Genomic DNA, 16,402 nt, shown 5'->3' with positions numbered 1-16,402 from the left:
GCAATGGGCATAGCTTGCTTCTGCAACTAGGCTATCTTGACTTTTAATCACCAGCTTTTTTAGATAGAATTAAATACTTTTTAAAATTATTAAAAGTAGCGGCGATCGCATCTGAATTGCGATCTGCATTCACAAACTTCCCGACTGCGAACAACACTACCATCCGGCATAGGTAACGCGGTGTGCAACTTTCTCTCAAACCTAACCCCCAGCCCCTTCCCTTGTAGGGAAGGGGAGCAAGACTTAAAGCCTCTCTCCGCTTCGGGGAGAGGTTTGGAGAGGGGTTTTAAGAATAAGTCGCACATCGCGCTAGGTAGTGGTGTACATAATAGCTCCACTGAATGTTGGCATTTTTAACAACAGCCAAATTAGCATCAGTGAGGTTGGCCATGTTGAGAGAAGCTCCGCTCAAATCAGCGCCAGCCAAATCGGTATGATTCAAACCTACATTCTTGAGATTGGCTTCCCGCAAAATGGCAGTGAACAATTCAGAAGCACTCAAATTATAGCGTTTACTAATCACATGAGGTACATCATAGTCCCCTCTCGAAGAGCGGGGAGCAGAGTGGTTTCATACGAAAAAAGAAAAATACATAAGTCTTGATTTCTCATGTATAACCATAGATTTTGACATTCCTCTTCCCCGTTGGCGTCAGCCTGCCGTTACGCAAGCGGAGAGAGGCTTTGAAACCCAGTTTTAATTTTTCTCTCGTTGTATGAAACCACCCTCCTCGCTTGCGGGGTTCTTTTACCTCACTCAACTGAGAACCGCCATAGCACAAACCGTAATTACAAATCTTCAAGAGTAGGTGTAAAGGTTAGCAGAGCCGACACAAGGAAAAAACCTTTCTTCTGCCCCTGCTTATTCAAAAGGTAATTCTGGGAAAGCTTAATTTGTGAGAGCGAGAGGCTTTTGCCAGAAGGAACTAGAATTAGGAAACACCTAGCTGGGTTCTTCTGACTTTTGAAATTAGGAGTGCATGTGTGCCAAAATCCCCTAAATATTTGCTGATTGGATCGACCGAGAATTACAGCGGTAAATCTGCAACTGTTCTGGGTTTGTCTCATCAGCTACAGCAAAAAGGTCTGGATATTACCTACGGTAAACCGCTCGGTACGTCTTTCAATTCGTCCAGTGGAACCGTAATTGAGGAAGATGTCCAGTTCATCGCTCTTAGCCTCAATTTGCCGGAAAACCGCGTTGCACCTACAATGCTGGCTTTGGATGAACCAAATGTGCAAAAGCGCTTACGGGGGGAAGACAAAACCGATTATCAGCAGTCCCTAATACAGCAATATTTACATAAGTCTCAAGGAGATTTGGTGTTATTGGAAGGGCCTGGTGATTTGTCCGAAGGCAATTTGTTTGATTTGTCTTTGCTGCAAATGGCTGAAGTATTGGATGCTGGTGTGCTGTTAGTAAGCCGCTATAAATCCTTGCTTTCGGTTGAGGCACTATTGGCTGCTAAAAGGCGTGTGGGCGATCGCTTGATTGGAGTTGTGATCAATGATATCCCTGTCACTCAACTAGAAGCAGTTGAAACTCTCGTGCTACCATTTTTGGAACAGCAGGGTATTCCAGTGCTAGCAATGTTGCCAAACAGCGATTTGCTCCGCAGTGTGAGTGTTGGCGAACTAGTCAAGCAGTTAAAGGCTGATGTTCTCTGTCGTAACGATCGCATGGATTTGTTGGTAGAAAGTCTGGCAATTGGAGCGATGAATGTCAATTCAGCTGTGAAATATTTCCGCAAACGCCGGAATATGGCAGTGGTGACAGGAGGCGATCGGGTGGAAATTCAGCAAGCGGCTTTGGAAACTTCTACCCAATGTTTAATTCTCACTGGGCAACTACCACCCCCACCGTTCATTCTCAGTCGCGCTGAAGAACTAGAAATACCCATTTTGTCTGTTGACTTAGATACCCTCACTACTGTCGGAATTGTTGACCGCACTTTTGGTCAAGTCCGTGTCCACGAGCCTATTAAGGTTCAGTATATTCGCCAGTTGATGTCCGAGCATTTTGACATTGACCGCTTGTTATCCAAACTAGGTTTAACTCCCGCAGCGGCATTGTCTTAGATTCATGAGTGTATTGAAGGAGGCAGGAGGCAGGAGACAGAAGGAGTAAATCATCCGGGATTCGATCCCGGATGATTTGAAGCTACTGAAGTTTGAAGCTACTGAAGTAAGAATTTGGTGGGGTCTTATTAGTGATGGCTATAGAAGTCACTGGAACTAGGAGAAAATGGATTTAACGGCAATTGATCCCCTGAAACTACCCTCCCTTCCATTGGAGAAAAAAGCTAATCTCCCTGACTGTCCAGCCATCTATTTCGCGATTTCTGGTTCTGGGGAAATTCTCTACATAGGCAGAACTGCTGATCTTGCACGTCGTTGGATATCACATCATCGAAAAATAGTTGCAATGTCTAACTTAAGTTTTCTTCGCATCTACACGCTGTTTGGTAAAATATCTGGGTCGTTTAGTCTGATTATCTCCATCTTTGAGCCAATCAACAGACCTTATTAACCTCGATACATTAGCCCAAGAATTGGCGACAATCCAGCAAACAGGTTCTAAAAGAATTGCTTTGCTGGGTTCTCGTCACGTCCCGATAACGCATCAGAATCTTATTGAAATGATGACTTATGCCCTAGTTTTATCGGGTAATCGAATCATTACTTCTGGTGCTACAGGTACGAATTCAGCGGCCATCAAGGGAGCAACGCGGGCTGATGCAAATTTGTTGACGGTGATTCTACCCCAAAGCCTGGAACGCCAGCCTTTAGAATCGCGCCAGCAACTAGAACAGGTAATGCATCTAGTCGAGAATCCCAGTAATGATAATCTATCTCTGGCGGAAGCTAGTTACTTGTGCAATAAGGAGATTGTCTCCCGTTGCCAGCAACTAATCTGCTTTGCGTTTCACGACAGTCGCACCCTGTTACAAACTTGTCAGGATGCAGAAGAACAAAGAAAAGTGGTAACGCTTTTCTACTTTGATTAGTCATTTGTCATTTGTCTTTTGTCATTTGTATTTGACTAATGACTGATGACTGATGACTGATGACTAATAACCAACGACTAATAAGTAATGATAATTTTTTTGTACTCGATCGCTGCTGCCGTCGTTCTAATTTATGTGCCATTTTTGGTGGTAGCTTATGCCCGTGTGCGTATTGGGCCTGAAATGCTTTCTACTCCTCGCGCCATGTTTGATAAATTGCCACCTTATGCCCAACGAGCTACTTGGGCACATCAGAACACCTTTGAAGCCTTTATGGTGTTTGCCGCAGCCGCATTGATGGCTTATGTAACTGGTGTAAATTCTTTTACAGCCCAAGTAGCGGCGATCGCTTTTGTGGTGGCCCGTTTCCTATACTCGATTTTTTATATTTTGAATATACCCCTTTTGCGATCGCTCATGTTTGCCATTGGTATCTTTAGCTGTGCCACTCTCTTTTTCTTGAGCATCATCCAAGCTACTAATTAATTGGGGCATGGGAACTGGGGACTGGGAAAGAGTTTTCTCAATACTCAATACCCAATCCAAAATCGTTCGACTGAGCGAAGTCGAAGTCCAAAATCTAAAATCCAAAATGTTTTATGGCTTCTACTTTTTCCTTTGACATTGTGAGCGACTTTGACCGACAAGAGTTGGTTAACGCCGTCGATCAAGTTATACGAGACATCAAAGGTCGTTACGACCTCAAAGACACTGAAACTACTGTCGAGTTAGTTGAAGAAAGCATTAACGTTAGCACTGACAGCGAGTTTACCTTAGATTCCGTACACACCATTCTGCGAGAAAAAGCCGCCAAGCGTAACCTCTCCCAAAAAATCTTTGATTTTGGCAAGGTTGAATCAGCCAGTGGTAATCGCGTGCGTCAAGAAATCAAACTCAAAAAAGGCATAAGTCAGGAAATCGCCAAACAAATTTCCAAATTGATTCGGGATGAATTTAAAAAGGTACAAGCTTCAATTCAAGGGGATGCTGTACGGGTTTCTGCCAAATCTAAAGATGACTTGCAAGTTGTCATGCAGCGGCTAAAACAAGAAGACTACCCAGTTGCTTTGCAATTTACAAATTATCGTTAAAAGATTCGTAATTCGTAGTTAAAAATTCAATTACGAATTACGAATTACGTTAGCGACGCAGGAGCGTCATTACGAATTATTTTAAGTCCGTCCGCCAATACTTCTTAGAAATGCCGGACGTTCAGATAACTGCTTCATATAGTTCAACACCGCTGGATAGGGGCTGAGGTCTAGCTTCAGGATCATGGGAATGTAATTCAAAATAGACCCCACTGCTACATCAGCAACAGTAAAATCATTGCCAACTAAAAAAGGTTGCTTACTGAAAATTTCATTTAAGGGAGTCAACAAGCGGGGCATTTCCCGCTCCCGATTTGCTTCTACAAAAATTCCTGGGCCAAGGGTAGCATTGGCAAACAACACCCATTGGGAAAATACAGCATTTTCCTTTGGTGAAAGTGGAGTTTTACTGTACTTATCGGCAAGATACAACAAAATTGCCCCAGATTCCCAAACCTGAAAATCCTCATCAACAATTGCTGGAACTTTACCAAATGGGTTGATTGCCAAATACTCAGGCTTAAGGTGTTCACCCGCCTGCATATCAAGCTTGACGAATTCGTAAGGAATTCCTAATTCCTCTAAATACCAGTGAACAATTGATGCTCGACTACGAGCGCCACCGTAAAGTTTTAGCATAATTACTTAAAGCACTTTGTGAGTGTGAGAATGCTGTTTAACGTTATCTTCTTTGGTTACAACTCTGGCGGCGTTTAACACCCGTTTCCGCTCAATGGAATACTTAAATTCAGTGTAGTTTGTACCCAATGGAATCAGAGATTTTGCAGATTCACGACGCTTGTAGGTACGAGCTGCTGCAAATGCCCGTGGCACAAATTCCTCTCCAAACTGAGCCGATTCTGGGAAGCCATCTGGCAGCAGTGGTGAATCGCCATCCAGCACAGATCCCAGAGTTGTGGCATGAGCCAGCTTATAGGAGGTAGGAATGCCCTTTAATAGCGCTTCCAAAGCCGCAGAGGGTATTGGTTCTATAACTTCGATTTGATAAACTTCTCCATCTTCTTTGACGAAGCAGGTTGCCAAGCCGATCACAATGTAATCATCAATTGCTAAATCAGGGGCATTGGGATAGGAAATTGCAGTTGTCATCGGGAAATTTCTCAAAACTTAAAAATTGAATTTAGGGAATGGGACATGGAGAATTGGGCAAAACAGTGCTGAGTTAGGAGTTAACAGTTATTCTCCCCCTGCTCCTCTGCTCCCCCGGTTACTGAGCGTAGTCGTTGGCGCAGCCTCTCGTAGAGAAGTATGCTTCCCTGCTCCTTTGCTTCCTCATCCCCTCTTTAACGAACGGCTTGTTGGCATTCTACCAATTTGCTGCTCTCACTACTTGACTAGTCTTTGAGATTAACCTCTGCTATTTCTGGAATTCATCTTCGGGATCGAGTATCTATAAATAGGTTTGAGGAGCAATTGTTTATTTAAGGGGTAGATTTCTACTGGTATGAGTAGTTTAAATCTCAGTCTTAAGATGGCTTTCAAGTAACCATAAATACCTTGAGAATAGACACAGTGGTAAAACCACCAGAGTTAAAAAACTAGACTTTTATTTAAAAAAGCAGGTATTTCAAGCAGGGAAAGATGAATATTTACTCATTTTTAGCCGACGATGACCAGCAAAGTAACCAATATCAATATGTTCTAAATACTACAAGCAAACTTCAAGAACGGAGGAAAAGCGATCGCAGCGAATCTATTTTTGGGGATAGCGACTTGCGCTCTTGTGCTTTGAGGTTGGCTCAACAAGGAGATTATGCTGAAGCGATCGCACTTTTAACCCAACTAATCTGCCGCCATCCCCACAATGCTGTTGATTACAACAACCGAGGGCTAATTTATTTCCAAAGTGGCGAAAGGCAAAAAGCGCTTTACGACTACAACACCGCCCTGAAACTTAATCCCTATTTGGCTAGTGCTTATAATAACCGAGCAAATTACTACGCGGCTTGTGGAGAATTAGCAGTAGCACTTACCGACTACGATCGAGCAATTGATTTGAAACCTCACCATATCCGGGCATGGATTAACCGAGGTATTACCTGGCGTGATTTAGGGCAATACGAGGAGGCAATTGAGAATTTTGAGGTAGCACTGCTTTTCGGTCAACTAGAAGGTCATATCTGGGCTGAACGCGGCAGAACTTACCATCTTTGGGGTGACTGGAATTGTGCGATCGCTGATTATCGTCGCGCCCTCACTCAACTGCCCTCTCTCGACAACGATAATGATATTACTGGTTGTCGTTTGCGTTTTCAACTTGAAAATTGGCTAGACGAGTTACTATCTCAATCAGCGTCCTAATTGGTAGATTAGTTCTTCTGGGGGATTCAAAATTCAAAATAATTGATTAATTTTGAACTAGAGTTTAGTGACGCTGTATCGCTAATGACTAATAGATGATAACTACATAGCTATTCAAAAATTAGCTATTAACCATTACTTGTTAGCAATAATATAAATTACACCCGGTTTATACGTAGCCTGAATCACAATTAACCTAAATAATCCCAAATTCGCCATTTGTCTTAGGGTGACGAGTCTGTTTGCTCATCTTCTCGGCGATCTTGATTCATCAACACGATCTGACGCTGGCTGGGATCGAATCGGTATCCTTGGCGTTGTCTAATAATTTTAGCTTCTTGGGGATCAAAGTTACGGCTAAATTCTGCCTGCAAACCATTGACATGTCCTTCCATCAGCTTGACTTCAGTACTCATTTCTCGCAATTTTTCTTGCTGTAACCAATGATAAGGCAAGAGTTGTGTTAAAGCAGATGCTGCAACGGCAGTAATCACAAGATTGACCGCTATTTTGGCTGTACTTTCCAGTGCCATCACCTGGTAAGAACGTTGACGAAGATGCCGCTTTGGTCGAGAAATGACCCGGCGTTTTTGTATAGGTTGTAACGGTGGTCTAGAGGGTTGAATCGCGTTCATGATGCTAAAAGATAACCTCGCTTAGTGAAGGGAAGCACTGTAAAAGCCCTCTGGCGCTAATTACTGCTTGATTTAGCTGTCATATTACTTCATTTTTTTGAAATAGCTACAAGTGTCGCACCAGTTAAAAAATAACCTGGCTTACGTAAGTGCAAGATTTGGAGCTACTTATGGCATGAAACCGCAAGCTTCTAAAAATTGCACCCCGTACTGCCAGGATTATTAGCTTTTCAACTGTGTCACATCGGAGCGTTATTTGTAAAGTTCTGTGGCTAATCGCCAAGCTAGAACTCCTGGGATCAAGGCTACAACAAGAGCGATGTAGACTTGAGTATCTGAGATGGAAGATATCTGAGCAATGTACAGAGTATCTAAGATAGGCATGGCTGAAAACCTCCTAACCTGAATAGATTTTGAACAGTTCGTTTACTACTTTTCCTTGTTTTGCCAAGATTTTGGAATATCTTGTTACAAGATGCAACAAAAGCAGTTATTAGTCAGTAGTCGTTAGTGATTCGACCTTAGAAAAATTTATAAAAATATGAATTTATATTTGGGTATCGACTTCGGCACATCTGGCGCACGCGGTGCAGTTATTGACGAGGAAGCTTGTTCTATTCAAGTTGAGGTACGATATGCCTTCCAGGACTCACCAGCCGCCGTTACGCCAAAAATTTGGCAGGAGGCTTTGTTTGCGCTGGTGGAACAAATACCTGAGAAATTGCGGCGAGAAATTAAAGCGATCGCAATTAATGGGACTTCTTCCACCGTCTTGCTGGTCGATGCTGCTGGCAATCCAACAGATGCACCACTGCTGTACAACGATGCGCGGGGATCATCTGTCCTAGAGGATTTGAGGAATATCGCACCCTCTAATCATACCGTGTTGAGTGCCACCTCCAGCCTAGCCAAACTTTTGTGGATGAGACAATTACCCTCATTTAGTGAAGCTAGATATTTCCTGCATCAAGCAGATTGGCTGGCGTTTCTCCTACATGGACAGTTGGGAATTAGTGATTACCATAATGCTTTAAAGCTGGGTTATGACGTGGAGGAGTTGAAATACCCAGAATGGCTAGAAAATTTGCAAATACCGATTCAGCTACCCAAAGTTTTAACTCCCGGTACTCCTGTTGCAGAATTGCGTCCTGAAATTGCGGATAAGTTCGGTTTGGGCCGTAATTGTCTGGTGTGTGCAGGTACAACTGATAGTATTGCGGCTTTTATTGCCAGTGGCGCAAAATTACCTGGTGAAGCCGTGACTTCCCTTGGTTCAACGTTGGTACTAAAGTTGTTAAGTCGTACCCGTGTAGAAGATGCCAGATATGGGATTTACAGTCATCGCTTGGGGGATTTGTGGCTGACTGGGGGTGCTTCTAATACTGGGGGTGCTGTACTCAAGCAATTTTTCACAAACGCTGAGTTAGAAAGCCTTAGCCGGGAGATTGATCCATCAAAACCTAGCGATTTAGATTATTATCCGTTGTTGAGGGTAGGCGATCGCTTTCCGATTAACGATCCCAATCTAGCTCCACGTTTGTCACCACGCCCAGATAATCCAGTGGAATTTTTGCATGGGTTATTAGAAAGCATTGCCCGCATAGAAGCGCAAGGATATGAATTATTACAGCAGATGGGCGCAGACAATCTGAGTCGTGTTTATACTGCTGGCGGTGGCGCGGCTAATCATACTTGGACTGCGATTAGGGCGCGTCATTTGCAGACTCCTGTAGTAGCGTCAGTGTACACAGAAGCAGCTTACGGGACAGCCCTGTTGGCGATGGGAGAGAGAAAAAGGGGTTAATCAACAACGCATCTTTTGGTAGATATCTTTTAAATCAGTATCTATCCCAGTGACAATCGACATATCTCGGCCGATACTGGGATGATTAGATACCGGACTATAGATTCCAGGTTCATAATCTGGGCAGCTATTCGGGGATGGGTGCTTTGCAGCAAGCGAATGTCATCCATCCCCTTTACTAATTATTGGTGTGATTTATAACTAGCCTAGCGTCGCGAAGAAAACGGTTGTATTCAGGCGATCGCAACAAACTTTCACTGTAAAAAGAACGCCAAATTATGGGTTGAAAGTAACCGGATGCTGCGGCGCTATAGTGTAGAAGCTAATGACAGCAAGCGGAACACAGAGACAAAAAAGTGCAAATCACCAAGCGCAACGTTGAGTTAAGAGTAGATGGCAGCTTAATGCGTGTTTATGTAGCGGCTCCCAAAGCAGCAGGAAAATACCCTGGTATTGTCTTCTACAGTGATATTTATCAGTTAGGCGATCCAATGATTCGTCTAGCTAATTACTTAGCAGGATACGGCTATGTGGTGGCAGCCCCAGAAATTTTTCACCGAATTGAGCCAGTTGGTTCAGTAATTGAGCCAGACGATCTGGGAAGGATGCGCGGTAATGACGATGCGCGTCGAACCTCCGTAGCTGATTATGATGCCGATTGCCTTGCTGTGATTGAATTTCTGAAAACAGAGAGTGCAGTTTCTTCAAATAAAATAGGCACTCTCGGCTTTTGTATAGGTGGACATTTAGCTTTCCGTGCAGCATTTCAAAACAAAATTCGGGCTTGTGTCTGCTGTTACCCTACTGGTATTCCCAGTGGTAAACTGGGTAAAGAGGTAGCCGATACAATCCAGAGAGTAAGTGAAATACGAGGTGAGATGCTAATGGTGTTCGGTACTCTTGACCCTCATATACCAGAGAGCGATCGCCAAACCATAATAAAAGCAATGGAGGATGCTAACATACCTCACCAAGTTTTCTTGTATGAAGCAGAACATACATTTATGCGCGACGACGGTTATCGTTATGATTCTAGTGCTACCACCGCAGCTTGGTCTGAAATAATAACTTTCTTGGGGCGCATATTTGCAGACTAAAAACTTATATTATTGGTTTCTTCGTGTCAATTTTGAGTTGTTTGCAACGCTAACAAACCAGCACCATAAGCAGGTTCATGCCTCGGAAAAATCACGCTTACATTAGGAAACTCCTTAATAAGAGACGCTGCAAATCTTTCATGGATATTGCATCTACCGCGCCACACACTTCCTGTTGTGACGACTTCTAAAGCTGAGTCAACACTAAAAATTGCATCAATTACTATAGATGTAGCTTTTACTAACTCTTTGACAGCATCATCAATTATGATATTCGCTACTATATCACCTGATGCGGCTGCAAAATCTACAACTGGTGCTAAAGCAGCTATCTGTTTAACTCCCCATTCTCGGCGATATATTACTTCTATTAAATCTTCTATACTTTCCAAATCAAGATGCTGTTTGAAACCCTCTATCAAACTTGTTGAAATATCTCGGCCATCATAATATTTTAATGCTGCATTCATGCCTGCGATCGCAATTTTATAGGCGCTACCCTCATCTCCTAAAATATAACCCCAGCCGCCGACTCGCTTAGTATGTCCCTGATGATTTCGTCCAAAAACTATCGAACCAGTGCCAGCTGCAACCACAATTCCTACAGACTGACCAATTCCACCAACTAAAGCAATTAAAGCATCGTTACAAATTACAATATTCGCTGATTGCAATGCCCAGAAAATAGGCAATTTGCTATTCTGTAATTCTTTAACTAAATCTTTTACTACTTCAATATCTGCTGCACGACCTACACCCGCTAAACCCAAACATATTGCGTCAATCTTATCAGTATTTGTAATTATTGCTGCCTCAAAAGCATTTTGAATTGCTGATTGAATAGATTGTAAAGTTGCTTCTCTTCCTATACTCTGATAATTAGATGGCCCAGCTTCACCACGACCTAGCACTTGATATAAATCATCCATCAAGACACAAACAGTTTTGCTACCGCCGCCATCTATTCCCAAAACATAACTCATGATTGGTAATCATATTAATTATTTTGACGCTTCGGTTCTTCTTTTAAAGGTATAAAAAAGATAGCAATCATTCCAGGAATGGTCAGCAAACAAACCAAGACAAAAAATAATGGATAACCAAGTGCTTTTTGCAGATAACCGCTAATTAAACCTGGTAACATCATTCCTAAAGCCATTATGCCTGTGGAGATAGCAAAATGAGAAGTTTTATATTCACCTTGGCAAATATACATTAAATAAACACTAAAAGCTGTAAATCCAAAACCATAACCAAATTGCTCCAACGAAACCAAGGGATATATTAATGTTAGCGAAGGTTTAGTGTAAGCCATATATACATAAAATATATCAGGCAAGTTTAATGCTAAAGCCATAGGAAAAAGACATTTTTTTAATCCATATTTAGAGATTAGCAAGCCTCCTAAAATTCCTCCACAAATTAGAGATATAACCCCAAATGTCCCGTAGACTAACCCAACATCTGATGTTGATAGTCCTAAGCCTCCTACTTCTGGTTTGTCCAATAAAAATAAAGAGGCTATTTTGACAAGCATTGCTTCGCCAAATCTGTAGAGCAAGATAAAGGCTAAAATACTGATAATTTTATCTTGAGCAAAATATGAGCTAATAATTGACCAAAAGGGTATATTTTCTCTAGCTTGTATTTGTTGTCGGTTATCTGATTCAGGTAATGGTAAAATTAGGCGATGAGAAATAAACAGAATTGCTAAAATTAAAGCTGAGAAGCCAATAGAAATAGTCCAGCTTAAAGGAATGTTGTTGAGAGAGACTTCAAGCTGTCCTGCTAACACTACTAATATCCCAGAGCCAAAGATTACGGCAAGTCTATAACAAAGCGAACGAATGCCTACAAAAAACGCTTGTTGTTCTGGAGATAAAGCGATGAGGTAGAAGCCATCTGTGGCAATGTCATAAGTTGCAGAAATAAATGCTCCTATTGTTAATGCTGCAAGGGAAATGAAAAAGAAATTTGGCAGTTGTAAAGAGAAGGCTATTAAGCCTAAGCAGCAAAACATGGCAAATTGGGTATAGAGTATCCATTTGCGTTTGGTAGAGTAAATATCAATGATTGGGGCCCAAAACATTTTGATGACCCAAGGTAGATAGAGGAAGCTTGTCCAAAGGGCAATTTGGGCGTTATCGATTCCGAGTTTTTTGTAAAAGATTACGGAAACTGTGTTGATGATGATGTAAGGTATGCCGGAGGAAAAGTAGAGGGTGGGGATGAATTTCCAAGGGGAGGGTGTTTGATTCATGGGTTTGGTTTAACGAACCGCAGAGGCGCAGAGAGCGCAGGGAGATTAAGAGAGGATAATACGTTTGATACCGTCTTTGAGGAGGGGGACGTTAAAGTTAATCAGGAGAGCAAGGGGGTAATTAGTCATTTTAAGGTAGGAGAGGACTTGAGCTTCGTGGTTTGGGGCTAAATTTTGGACAGCTTTTAATTCCACAATTAGACAATTAGCAACCAGAAAATCTAATCTACCCTTACCAAATTCATGTCCTTTGTAATTGACTGTTACCGACTTCTCAACTAGATGAAGTATCCCGCACCTGAAAAATTCTATAATTATCGCCTCCTTATACACCTCCTCCAAAAACCCTGGCCCCAACACCCTATGTACCTCAATCGCCGCCCCAATCACCTTACCCGTAAGCTGATTCATCTCCTCTCCTAACTCTCTTCCCTCCGCGTTCTCTGCGCCTCTGCGGTTCGTTTCCATAATCCCCCTCCAACCCTATGGCAAAATTTATAAAAGTCCTTCCTTAGTTTTCCCAGCATGACCGCAACCATTCCCAATCTCCCCAGTCTCTACGACCCCTTTTCCACCGAAGCCAAGTGGCAAAAATTCTGGGAAGACAATCAAGTTTACAAAGCTGACCCCAGCAAAGGCGGCGAACCCTACTGCATCGTCATTCCTCCCCCCAATGTCACCGGCAGTTTGCACATGGGTCACGCTTTTGAAAGTGCGTTGATTGATACTCTCGTGCGCTACCACCGGATGCAGGGACGTAATACCCTATGGTTACCCGGAACTGACCACGCCAGCATTGCTGTGCATAGTATGCTAGAAAAGCAACTCAAAAAAGAGGGTAAGACTCGCTACGAGTTGGGGCGCGAGAAGTTTCTAGAACGCGCTTGGCAATGGAAGGCGGAGTCTGAGGGAACGATTCTGAATCAGCTACGACGCTTGGGTGTCTCGGTGGACTGGTCACGGGAAAGGTTTACTCTGGATGAGGGTTTATCCAAAGCTGTTGTCGAGGCATTTACTCGCCTCTACGAAGAAGGCTTAATTTATCGTGGTGAATATTTAGTTAACTGGTGTCCCGCTTCTCAGTCGGCTGTGTCTGATGTGGAAGTAGAAAATCAAGAGGTGAATGGAAATCTCTGGCACTTCCGCTATCCCCTCACCGATGGTTCCGGTTTTGTAGAGGTGGCGACAACTCGACCAGAAACGATGCTGGGTGATACAGCTGTAGCAGTTAATCCCAATGACGATCGCTACAAACATCTCATTGGCAAAACTTTAACTCTGCCAATTCTACAACGAGAAATTCCGATCATTGGCGATGAATATGTTGACCCCACTTTCGGTACAGGTTGCGTGAAAATAACTCCCGCCCATGACCCAAATGATTTTGACATGGGTAAGCGTCACAATCTGCCGTTCATCAACATCATGAATAAAGACAGCACTCTCAACGCCAATGCTGGGGAGTTTCAAGGACAAGACCGCTTTGTTGCTAGAAAGAATGTGGTTTCTCGCCTAGAAGCAGATGGCTTTTTGGTGAAGATCGAAGATTATAAGCATACCGTTCCCTACAGCGATCGCGGTAAAGTACCTATTGAACCCCTCCTCTCGACTCAGTGGTTCGTCAAAATTCGCCCCCTAGCTGACAACACTCTCGAATTCCTCGACCAGCAAACTTCTCCAGAGTTTGTCCCCCAACGCTGGACAAAGGTTTATCGTGATTGGCTAGTAAAACTTACTGATTGGTGTATCTCTCGCCAATTATGGTGGGGACACCAAATTCCTGCTTGGTACGCTGTCAGTGAAACAGATGGGCAAATTACCGATAACACGCCGTTTGTAGTCGCAAAATCGGAAACTGAAGCTTGGGAGAAAGCTAAATTACAATTTGGCGAAAATGTCAAGTTAGAACAAGATCCAGATGTTCTGGATACTTGGTTTTCTTCTGGACTTTGGCCGTTTTCTACTTTGGGCTGGCCAGAACAAACTCAAGATTTAGCAACTTACTACCCGACTACCACTTTGGTAACAGGCTTTGACATTATCTTTTTCTGGGTAGCCAGAATGACTATGATGGCTGGGCATTTTACGGGGCAAATGCCTTTCCAAACAGTTTACATTCATGGCTTGGTGCTGGATGAAAAAGGTCAGAAGATGTCAAAGACCAAAGGTAATGGCATTGACCCATTGTTACTGATTGACAAATATGGTACTGATGCCTTGCGCTATACCCTAATTAGGGAAGTGGCTGGCGCTGGTCAAGATATCCGCTTGGAGTATAATCGCGGAAAACAGGAATCGGCTTCTGTTGAGGCATCGCGTAACTTTGCAAATAAGTTGTGGAACGCAGCCCGGTTTGTGATGATGAATTTGGATGGACAAACGCCGCAACAATTGGGAAATCCAGTCGCCACAGAATTGAGCGATCGCTGGATTATCTCGCGGTATCATCAAGTTGTCAAACAAACCACCAATTACATCGATAATTATGGTTTAGGGGAAGCAGCTAAGGGATTGTACGAATTCATCTGGGGTGATTTCTGCGATCAATATATTGAACTGGTGAAATCTAGGTTGCAAACAGGTGCAGACTCCGCATCAAGGCGGGTAGCAGAGCAAACTCTTGCCTACGTGCTAGAAGGGATTTTGAAACTGCTTCATCCCTTCATGCCGCATATTACTGAGGAAATATGGCAAACTCTCACCCAACAATCAGCAGATTCACCGCAAACTTTACCATTACAAACCTATCCCCAGATAGATGTCAACCTAGTTGATATAGCTTTAGAAGAACAGTTTGAATTGCTGATTGGTACTATCCGCACAATTCGGAATTTGCGGGCTGAAGCGGATATTAAACCAGGCGTAAAAGTGACAGCGAATTTACAAACTGAAAGTGAGAAAGAGCGGGAAATCCTTACTGCTGGACAGTCTTATATTAAAGATTTGGCAAAGGTTGAGACTTTAATCATTACTGACAAACAACAAAACCAAACTGTTGCTGCCAAAAAACCTCAAAGGGGTTTGAAGACAATTGGCTTAATTATTGTGGCCATTGTATTTGGTAGATTGGGTTTAGCTGTGGGGTATGCCATTGATGACACTCCCCTCGTCGGAACTTTCTTTGAACTAGTTGGTTTTGGTTACACAGCCTGGTTTGTTAGCCAAAATTTACTAACTGCTCAAGCGAGACTTAAGTTATGGAGACGCTTTTTCCCGCAGAGTGAATTAAAACAACCACAAGAACCAGAAAATGCGATCGCAGGTGTGATTGGTACAATACAAGTGCTAATTCCTTTGAGCGGCGTAGTAGATATTGAAGCTGTCCGTGCCAAACTAGAGAAAAGCTTGAGTAAAGCCGAAGCAGAAGTTCAATCTCTGAGTACCAGATTAAACAATCCTAGTTTTGTAGATAGAGCTAGAGCCGACGTGGTACAGGGAGCGCGGGATGCCTTAGCAGAAGCACAGAAACAAGCAGAAATTTTGCGCGATCGCCTTCAGGGTTTGTCTTAGCGATCGCCTGCTTAGCTTAGGATAACTGTAATGGGTAATAGGAGTGTTTATAATTCCCAATTACCCATTACCAATTAACAAGATCCAAATATCCATTCTGGTACTTATTTTTTTATTAAATTTTTTTTGAATTTTGAATTTTGAATTGGAGCGAAGCTACCTCATGCTATATCTAGCCCAGGTGCGTAAAAACGATTTTTTAGACCAGCACCAGTTACGCTTATTGGCGCGTCAAGAAGCTGATAACTTGTGGGCGATAATTCCCGAAGAGGCTTTCATTTTGCTGGGAAAGGGAAAGATCATGAGTGAGAACTTGCTTGTTTTAGTCGAACTTTCTCCTACAGGCGATATTGAAAGACTAGAAGACGCCACCAACTGGGTACTGCATCTAGTACAAAACTACCTCACCATCGGCATTACCCCAGAGTTTTTGCAGCATGAGGCCGAGCGAGCAGAACATTGGCGACAATCCCTGACGTTGCAAAACCAAGACTTAGCAAGGCGTTCCTTAGAATTGGAAGCCAGACGCGAACAAATTCAAGCCTTAGAAGAAACCCTCAAACGCGAGAAAAATGGTTATTCCCAAGAGGAAAGTTAAAAGTTTGCAGTTATATTGCACTCAAATGTGTATTTATAAAAGATTACCCAGAAAGAGTTGATCTGTCTCTTACTGGG

Annotated in this window: 19 protein-coding genes; 10 read left to right on the top strand and 9 right to left on the bottom strand. The window is 42.9% G+C overall.

The window, feature by feature from the left end:
• Positions 1 to 43: 43 nt before the first annotated feature.
• Positions 44 to 199 (bottom strand): hypothetical protein, encoded by a 156-nt coding sequence (locus tag RMX69_RS07885; RefSeq protein ID WP_322637098.1) that lies wholly within the window; start codon positions 197 to 199, stop codon positions 44 to 46.
• A gap of 87 nt (positions 200 to 286) precedes the next feature.
• The gene (locus RMX69_RS07880) at positions 287 to 502 is read right to left on the bottom strand and encodes a pentapeptide repeat-containing protein (protein ID WP_322637097.1); all 216 of its coding nucleotides are present in this window, start codon (positions 500 to 502) and stop codon (positions 287 to 289) included.
• Positions 503 to 984: 482 nt separating this feature from the next.
• On the opposite strand from RMX69_RS07880, the gene RMX69_RS07875 reads away from it, so the two are divergent.
• The 5 genes from RMX69_RS07875 to RMX69_RS07855 all read left to right on the top strand — a co-directional run bounded on the left by RMX69_RS07875 (position 985) and on the right by RMX69_RS07855 (position 4,099).
• A complete protein-coding gene (locus RMX69_RS07875) occupies positions 985 to 2,079 on the top strand; it encodes a phosphotransacetylase family protein (RefSeq protein WP_289796771.1) in 1,095 nt (364 codons plus the stop codon).
• 166 nt (positions 2,080 to 2,245) lie between these two features.
• The gene (locus tag RMX69_RS07870; RefSeq protein WP_289796770.1) at positions 2,246 to 2,530 is read left to right on the top strand and encodes a GIY-YIG nuclease family protein; all 285 of its coding nucleotides are present in this window, start codon (positions 2,246 to 2,248) and stop codon (positions 2,528 to 2,530) included.
• Positions 2,505 to 3,008, top strand: a complete 504-nt coding sequence (locus RMX69_RS07865; protein ID WP_041565591.1) for a hypothetical protein — start codon at positions 2,505 to 2,507, stop codon at positions 3,006 to 3,008. The genes RMX69_RS07870 and RMX69_RS07865 overlap by 26 nt, the downstream gene beginning before the upstream one ends.
• A gap of 87 nt (positions 3,009 to 3,095) precedes the next feature.
• The gene (locus tag RMX69_RS07860; protein ID WP_289796769.1) at positions 3,096 to 3,494 is read left to right on the top strand and encodes an MAPEG family protein; all 399 of its coding nucleotides are present in this window, start codon (positions 3,096 to 3,098) and stop codon (positions 3,492 to 3,494) included.
• 113 nt (positions 3,495 to 3,607) lie between these two features.
• Entirely contained in the window at positions 3,608 to 4,099 is a 492-nt protein-coding gene (locus RMX69_RS07855; protein WP_012411046.1) for a YajQ family cyclic di-GMP-binding protein, read from the top strand.
• Positions 4,100 to 4,180: 81 nt separating this feature from the next.
• Here RMX69_RS07855 and RMX69_RS07850 read toward each other — a convergent pair whose 3' ends face one another.
• Both RMX69_RS07850 and RMX69_RS07845 read right to left on the bottom strand, forming a co-directional pair.
• A complete protein-coding gene (locus RMX69_RS07850) occupies positions 4,181 to 4,738 on the bottom strand; it encodes a glutathione S-transferase family protein (protein WP_322637096.1) in 558 nt (185 codons plus the stop codon).
• A gap of 6 nt (positions 4,739 to 4,744) precedes the next feature.
• On the bottom strand, positions 4,745 to 5,209 hold the full coding sequence (locus RMX69_RS07845) for a hypothetical protein (RefSeq protein ID WP_289796767.1): 465 nt from the start codon (positions 5,207 to 5,209) through the stop codon (positions 4,745 to 4,747).
• Between the two features lie 492 nt (positions 5,210 to 5,701).
• On the opposite strand from RMX69_RS07845, the gene RMX69_RS07840 reads away from it, so the two are divergent.
• A complete protein-coding gene (locus RMX69_RS07840) occupies positions 5,702 to 6,421 on the top strand; it encodes a tetratricopeptide repeat protein (RefSeq protein ID WP_322637095.1) in 720 nt (239 codons plus the stop codon).
• A gap of 224 nt (positions 6,422 to 6,645) precedes the next feature.
• Here RMX69_RS07840 and RMX69_RS07835 read toward each other — a convergent pair whose 3' ends face one another.
• On the bottom strand, positions 6,646 to 7,056 hold the full coding sequence (locus RMX69_RS07835) for a hypothetical protein (RefSeq protein ID WP_289796765.1): 411 nt from the start codon (positions 7,054 to 7,056) through the stop codon (positions 6,646 to 6,648).
• Positions 7,057 to 7,308: 252 nt separating this feature from the next.
• Positions 7,309 to 7,398, bottom strand: coding sequence for a photosystem I reaction center subunit XII (gene psaM / locus RMX69_RS07830; protein WP_040630342.1), 90 nt, complete (start codon positions 7,396 to 7,398; stop codon positions 7,309 to 7,311).
• A 199-nt stretch (positions 7,399 to 7,597) separates the two neighbouring features.
• Here psaM and RMX69_RS07825 point away from each other — a divergent pair, with 199 nt between their 5' ends.
• Both RMX69_RS07825 and RMX69_RS07820 read left to right on the top strand, forming a co-directional pair.
• Positions 7,598 to 8,860: an FGGY-family carbohydrate kinase gene (locus tag RMX69_RS07825; RefSeq protein WP_322637094.1), complete on the top strand. Its 1,263-nt coding sequence runs from the start codon at positions 7,598 to 7,600 to the stop codon at positions 8,858 to 8,860.
• Positions 8,861 to 9,216: 356 nt separating this feature from the next.
• Positions 9,217 to 9,957, top strand: a complete 741-nt coding sequence (locus RMX69_RS07820; RefSeq protein ID WP_322637093.1) for a dienelactone hydrolase family protein — start codon at positions 9,217 to 9,219, stop codon at positions 9,955 to 9,957.
• Positions 9,958 to 9,983: 26 nt separating this feature from the next.
• On the opposite strand, the gene RMX69_RS07815 is transcribed toward RMX69_RS07820, so the two are convergent.
• Genes RMX69_RS07815 through RMX69_RS07805 form a run of 3 tightly spaced genes read right to left on the bottom strand, consistent with a single transcriptional unit; the run spans position 9,984 to position 12,685 of the window.
• Positions 9,984 to 10,940 carry an N-acetylglucosamine kinase gene (locus RMX69_RS07815; RefSeq protein WP_322637092.1) on the bottom strand — a complete coding sequence of 319 codons (957 nt, stop codon included), beginning with the start codon at positions 10,938 to 10,940 and terminating at the stop codon, positions 9,984 to 9,986.
• 14 nt (positions 10,941 to 10,954) lie between these two features.
• Complete coding sequence (locus RMX69_RS07810) at positions 10,955 to 12,217, bottom strand: MFS transporter (protein ID WP_289796761.1); 1,263 nt, start codon at positions 12,215 to 12,217, stop codon at positions 10,955 to 10,957.
• A gap of 45 nt (positions 12,218 to 12,262) precedes the next feature.
• The gene (locus RMX69_RS07805) at positions 12,263 to 12,685 is read right to left on the bottom strand and encodes a GxxExxY protein (RefSeq protein WP_322637091.1); all 423 of its coding nucleotides are present in this window, start codon (positions 12,683 to 12,685) and stop codon (positions 12,263 to 12,265) included.
• A gap of 57 nt (positions 12,686 to 12,742) precedes the next feature.
• Between RMX69_RS07805 and RMX69_RS07800 the strand changes: the two genes are divergently transcribed.
• Together RMX69_RS07800 and RMX69_RS07795 are read left to right on the top strand one after the other, a co-directional pair.
• Complete coding sequence (locus RMX69_RS07800) at positions 12,743 to 15,727, top strand: valine--tRNA ligase (protein WP_322637090.1); 2,985 nt, start codon at positions 12,743 to 12,745, stop codon at positions 15,725 to 15,727.
• 163 nt (positions 15,728 to 15,890) lie between these two features.
• The gene (locus RMX69_RS07795) at positions 15,891 to 16,325 is read left to right on the top strand and encodes a hypothetical protein (RefSeq protein WP_289796758.1); all 435 of its coding nucleotides are present in this window, start codon (positions 15,891 to 15,893) and stop codon (positions 16,323 to 16,325) included.
• Positions 16,326 to 16,402 lie beyond the last annotated feature (77 nt).

It is taken from the genome of Nostoc sp. EspVER01 (assembly GCF_034530635.1).
In the GTDB taxonomy this organism is placed as follows: domain Bacteria; phylum Cyanobacteriota; class Cyanobacteriia; order Cyanobacteriales; family Nostocaceae; genus Nostoc.
This window is presented reverse-complemented; position numbering and strand designations above follow the sequence as displayed.

Bases quoted from the DNA above. Each gene is read 5' to 3' on its own strand.
- RMX69_RS07870 (WP_289796770.1), top strand. From the start codon at position 2,246: ATGGATTTAACGGCAATTGATCCCCTGAAACTACCCTCCCTTCCATTG.
- RMX69_RS07860 (WP_289796769.1), top strand. From the start codon at position 3,096: ATGATAATTTTTTTGTACTCGATCGCTGCTGCCGTCGTTCTAATTTAT.
- RMX69_RS07855 (WP_012411046.1), top strand. From the start codon at position 3,608: ATGGCTTCTACTTTTTCCTTTGACATTGTGAGCGACTTTGACCGACAA.
- RMX69_RS07850 (WP_322637096.1), bottom strand. From the start codon at position 4,738: ATGCTAAAACTTTACGGTGGCGCTCGTAGTCGAGCATCAATTGTTCAC.
- RMX69_RS07845 (WP_289796767.1), bottom strand. From the start codon at position 5,209: ATGACAACTGCAATTTCCTATCCCAATGCCCCTGATTTAGCAATTGAT.
- RMX69_RS07840 (WP_322637095.1), top strand. From the start codon at position 5,702: ATGAATATTTACTCATTTTTAGCCGACGATGACCAGCAAAGTAACCAA.
- RMX69_RS07835 (WP_289796765.1), bottom strand. From the start codon at position 7,056: ATGAACGCGATTCAACCCTCTAGACCACCGTTACAACCTATACAAAAA.
- RMX69_RS07825 (WP_322637094.1), top strand. From the start codon at position 7,598: ATGAATTTATATTTGGGTATCGACTTCGGCACATCTGGCGCACGCGGT.
- RMX69_RS07815 (WP_322637092.1), bottom strand. From the start codon at position 10,940: ATGAGTTATGTTTTGGGAATAGATGGCGGCGGTAGCAAAACTGTTTGT.
- RMX69_RS07810 (WP_289796761.1), bottom strand. From the start codon at position 12,217: ATGAATCAAACACCCTCCCCTTGGAAATTCATCCCCACCCTCTACTTT.
- RMX69_RS07805 (WP_322637091.1), bottom strand. From the start codon at position 12,685: ATGGAAACGAACCGCAGAGGCGCAGAGAACGCGGAGGGAAGAGAGTTA.
- RMX69_RS07800 (WP_322637090.1), top strand. From the start codon at position 12,743: ATGACCGCAACCATTCCCAATCTCCCCAGTCTCTACGACCCCTTTTCC.
- RMX69_RS07795 (WP_289796758.1), top strand. From the start codon at position 15,891: ATGCTATATCTAGCCCAGGTGCGTAAAAACGATTTTTTAGACCAGCAC.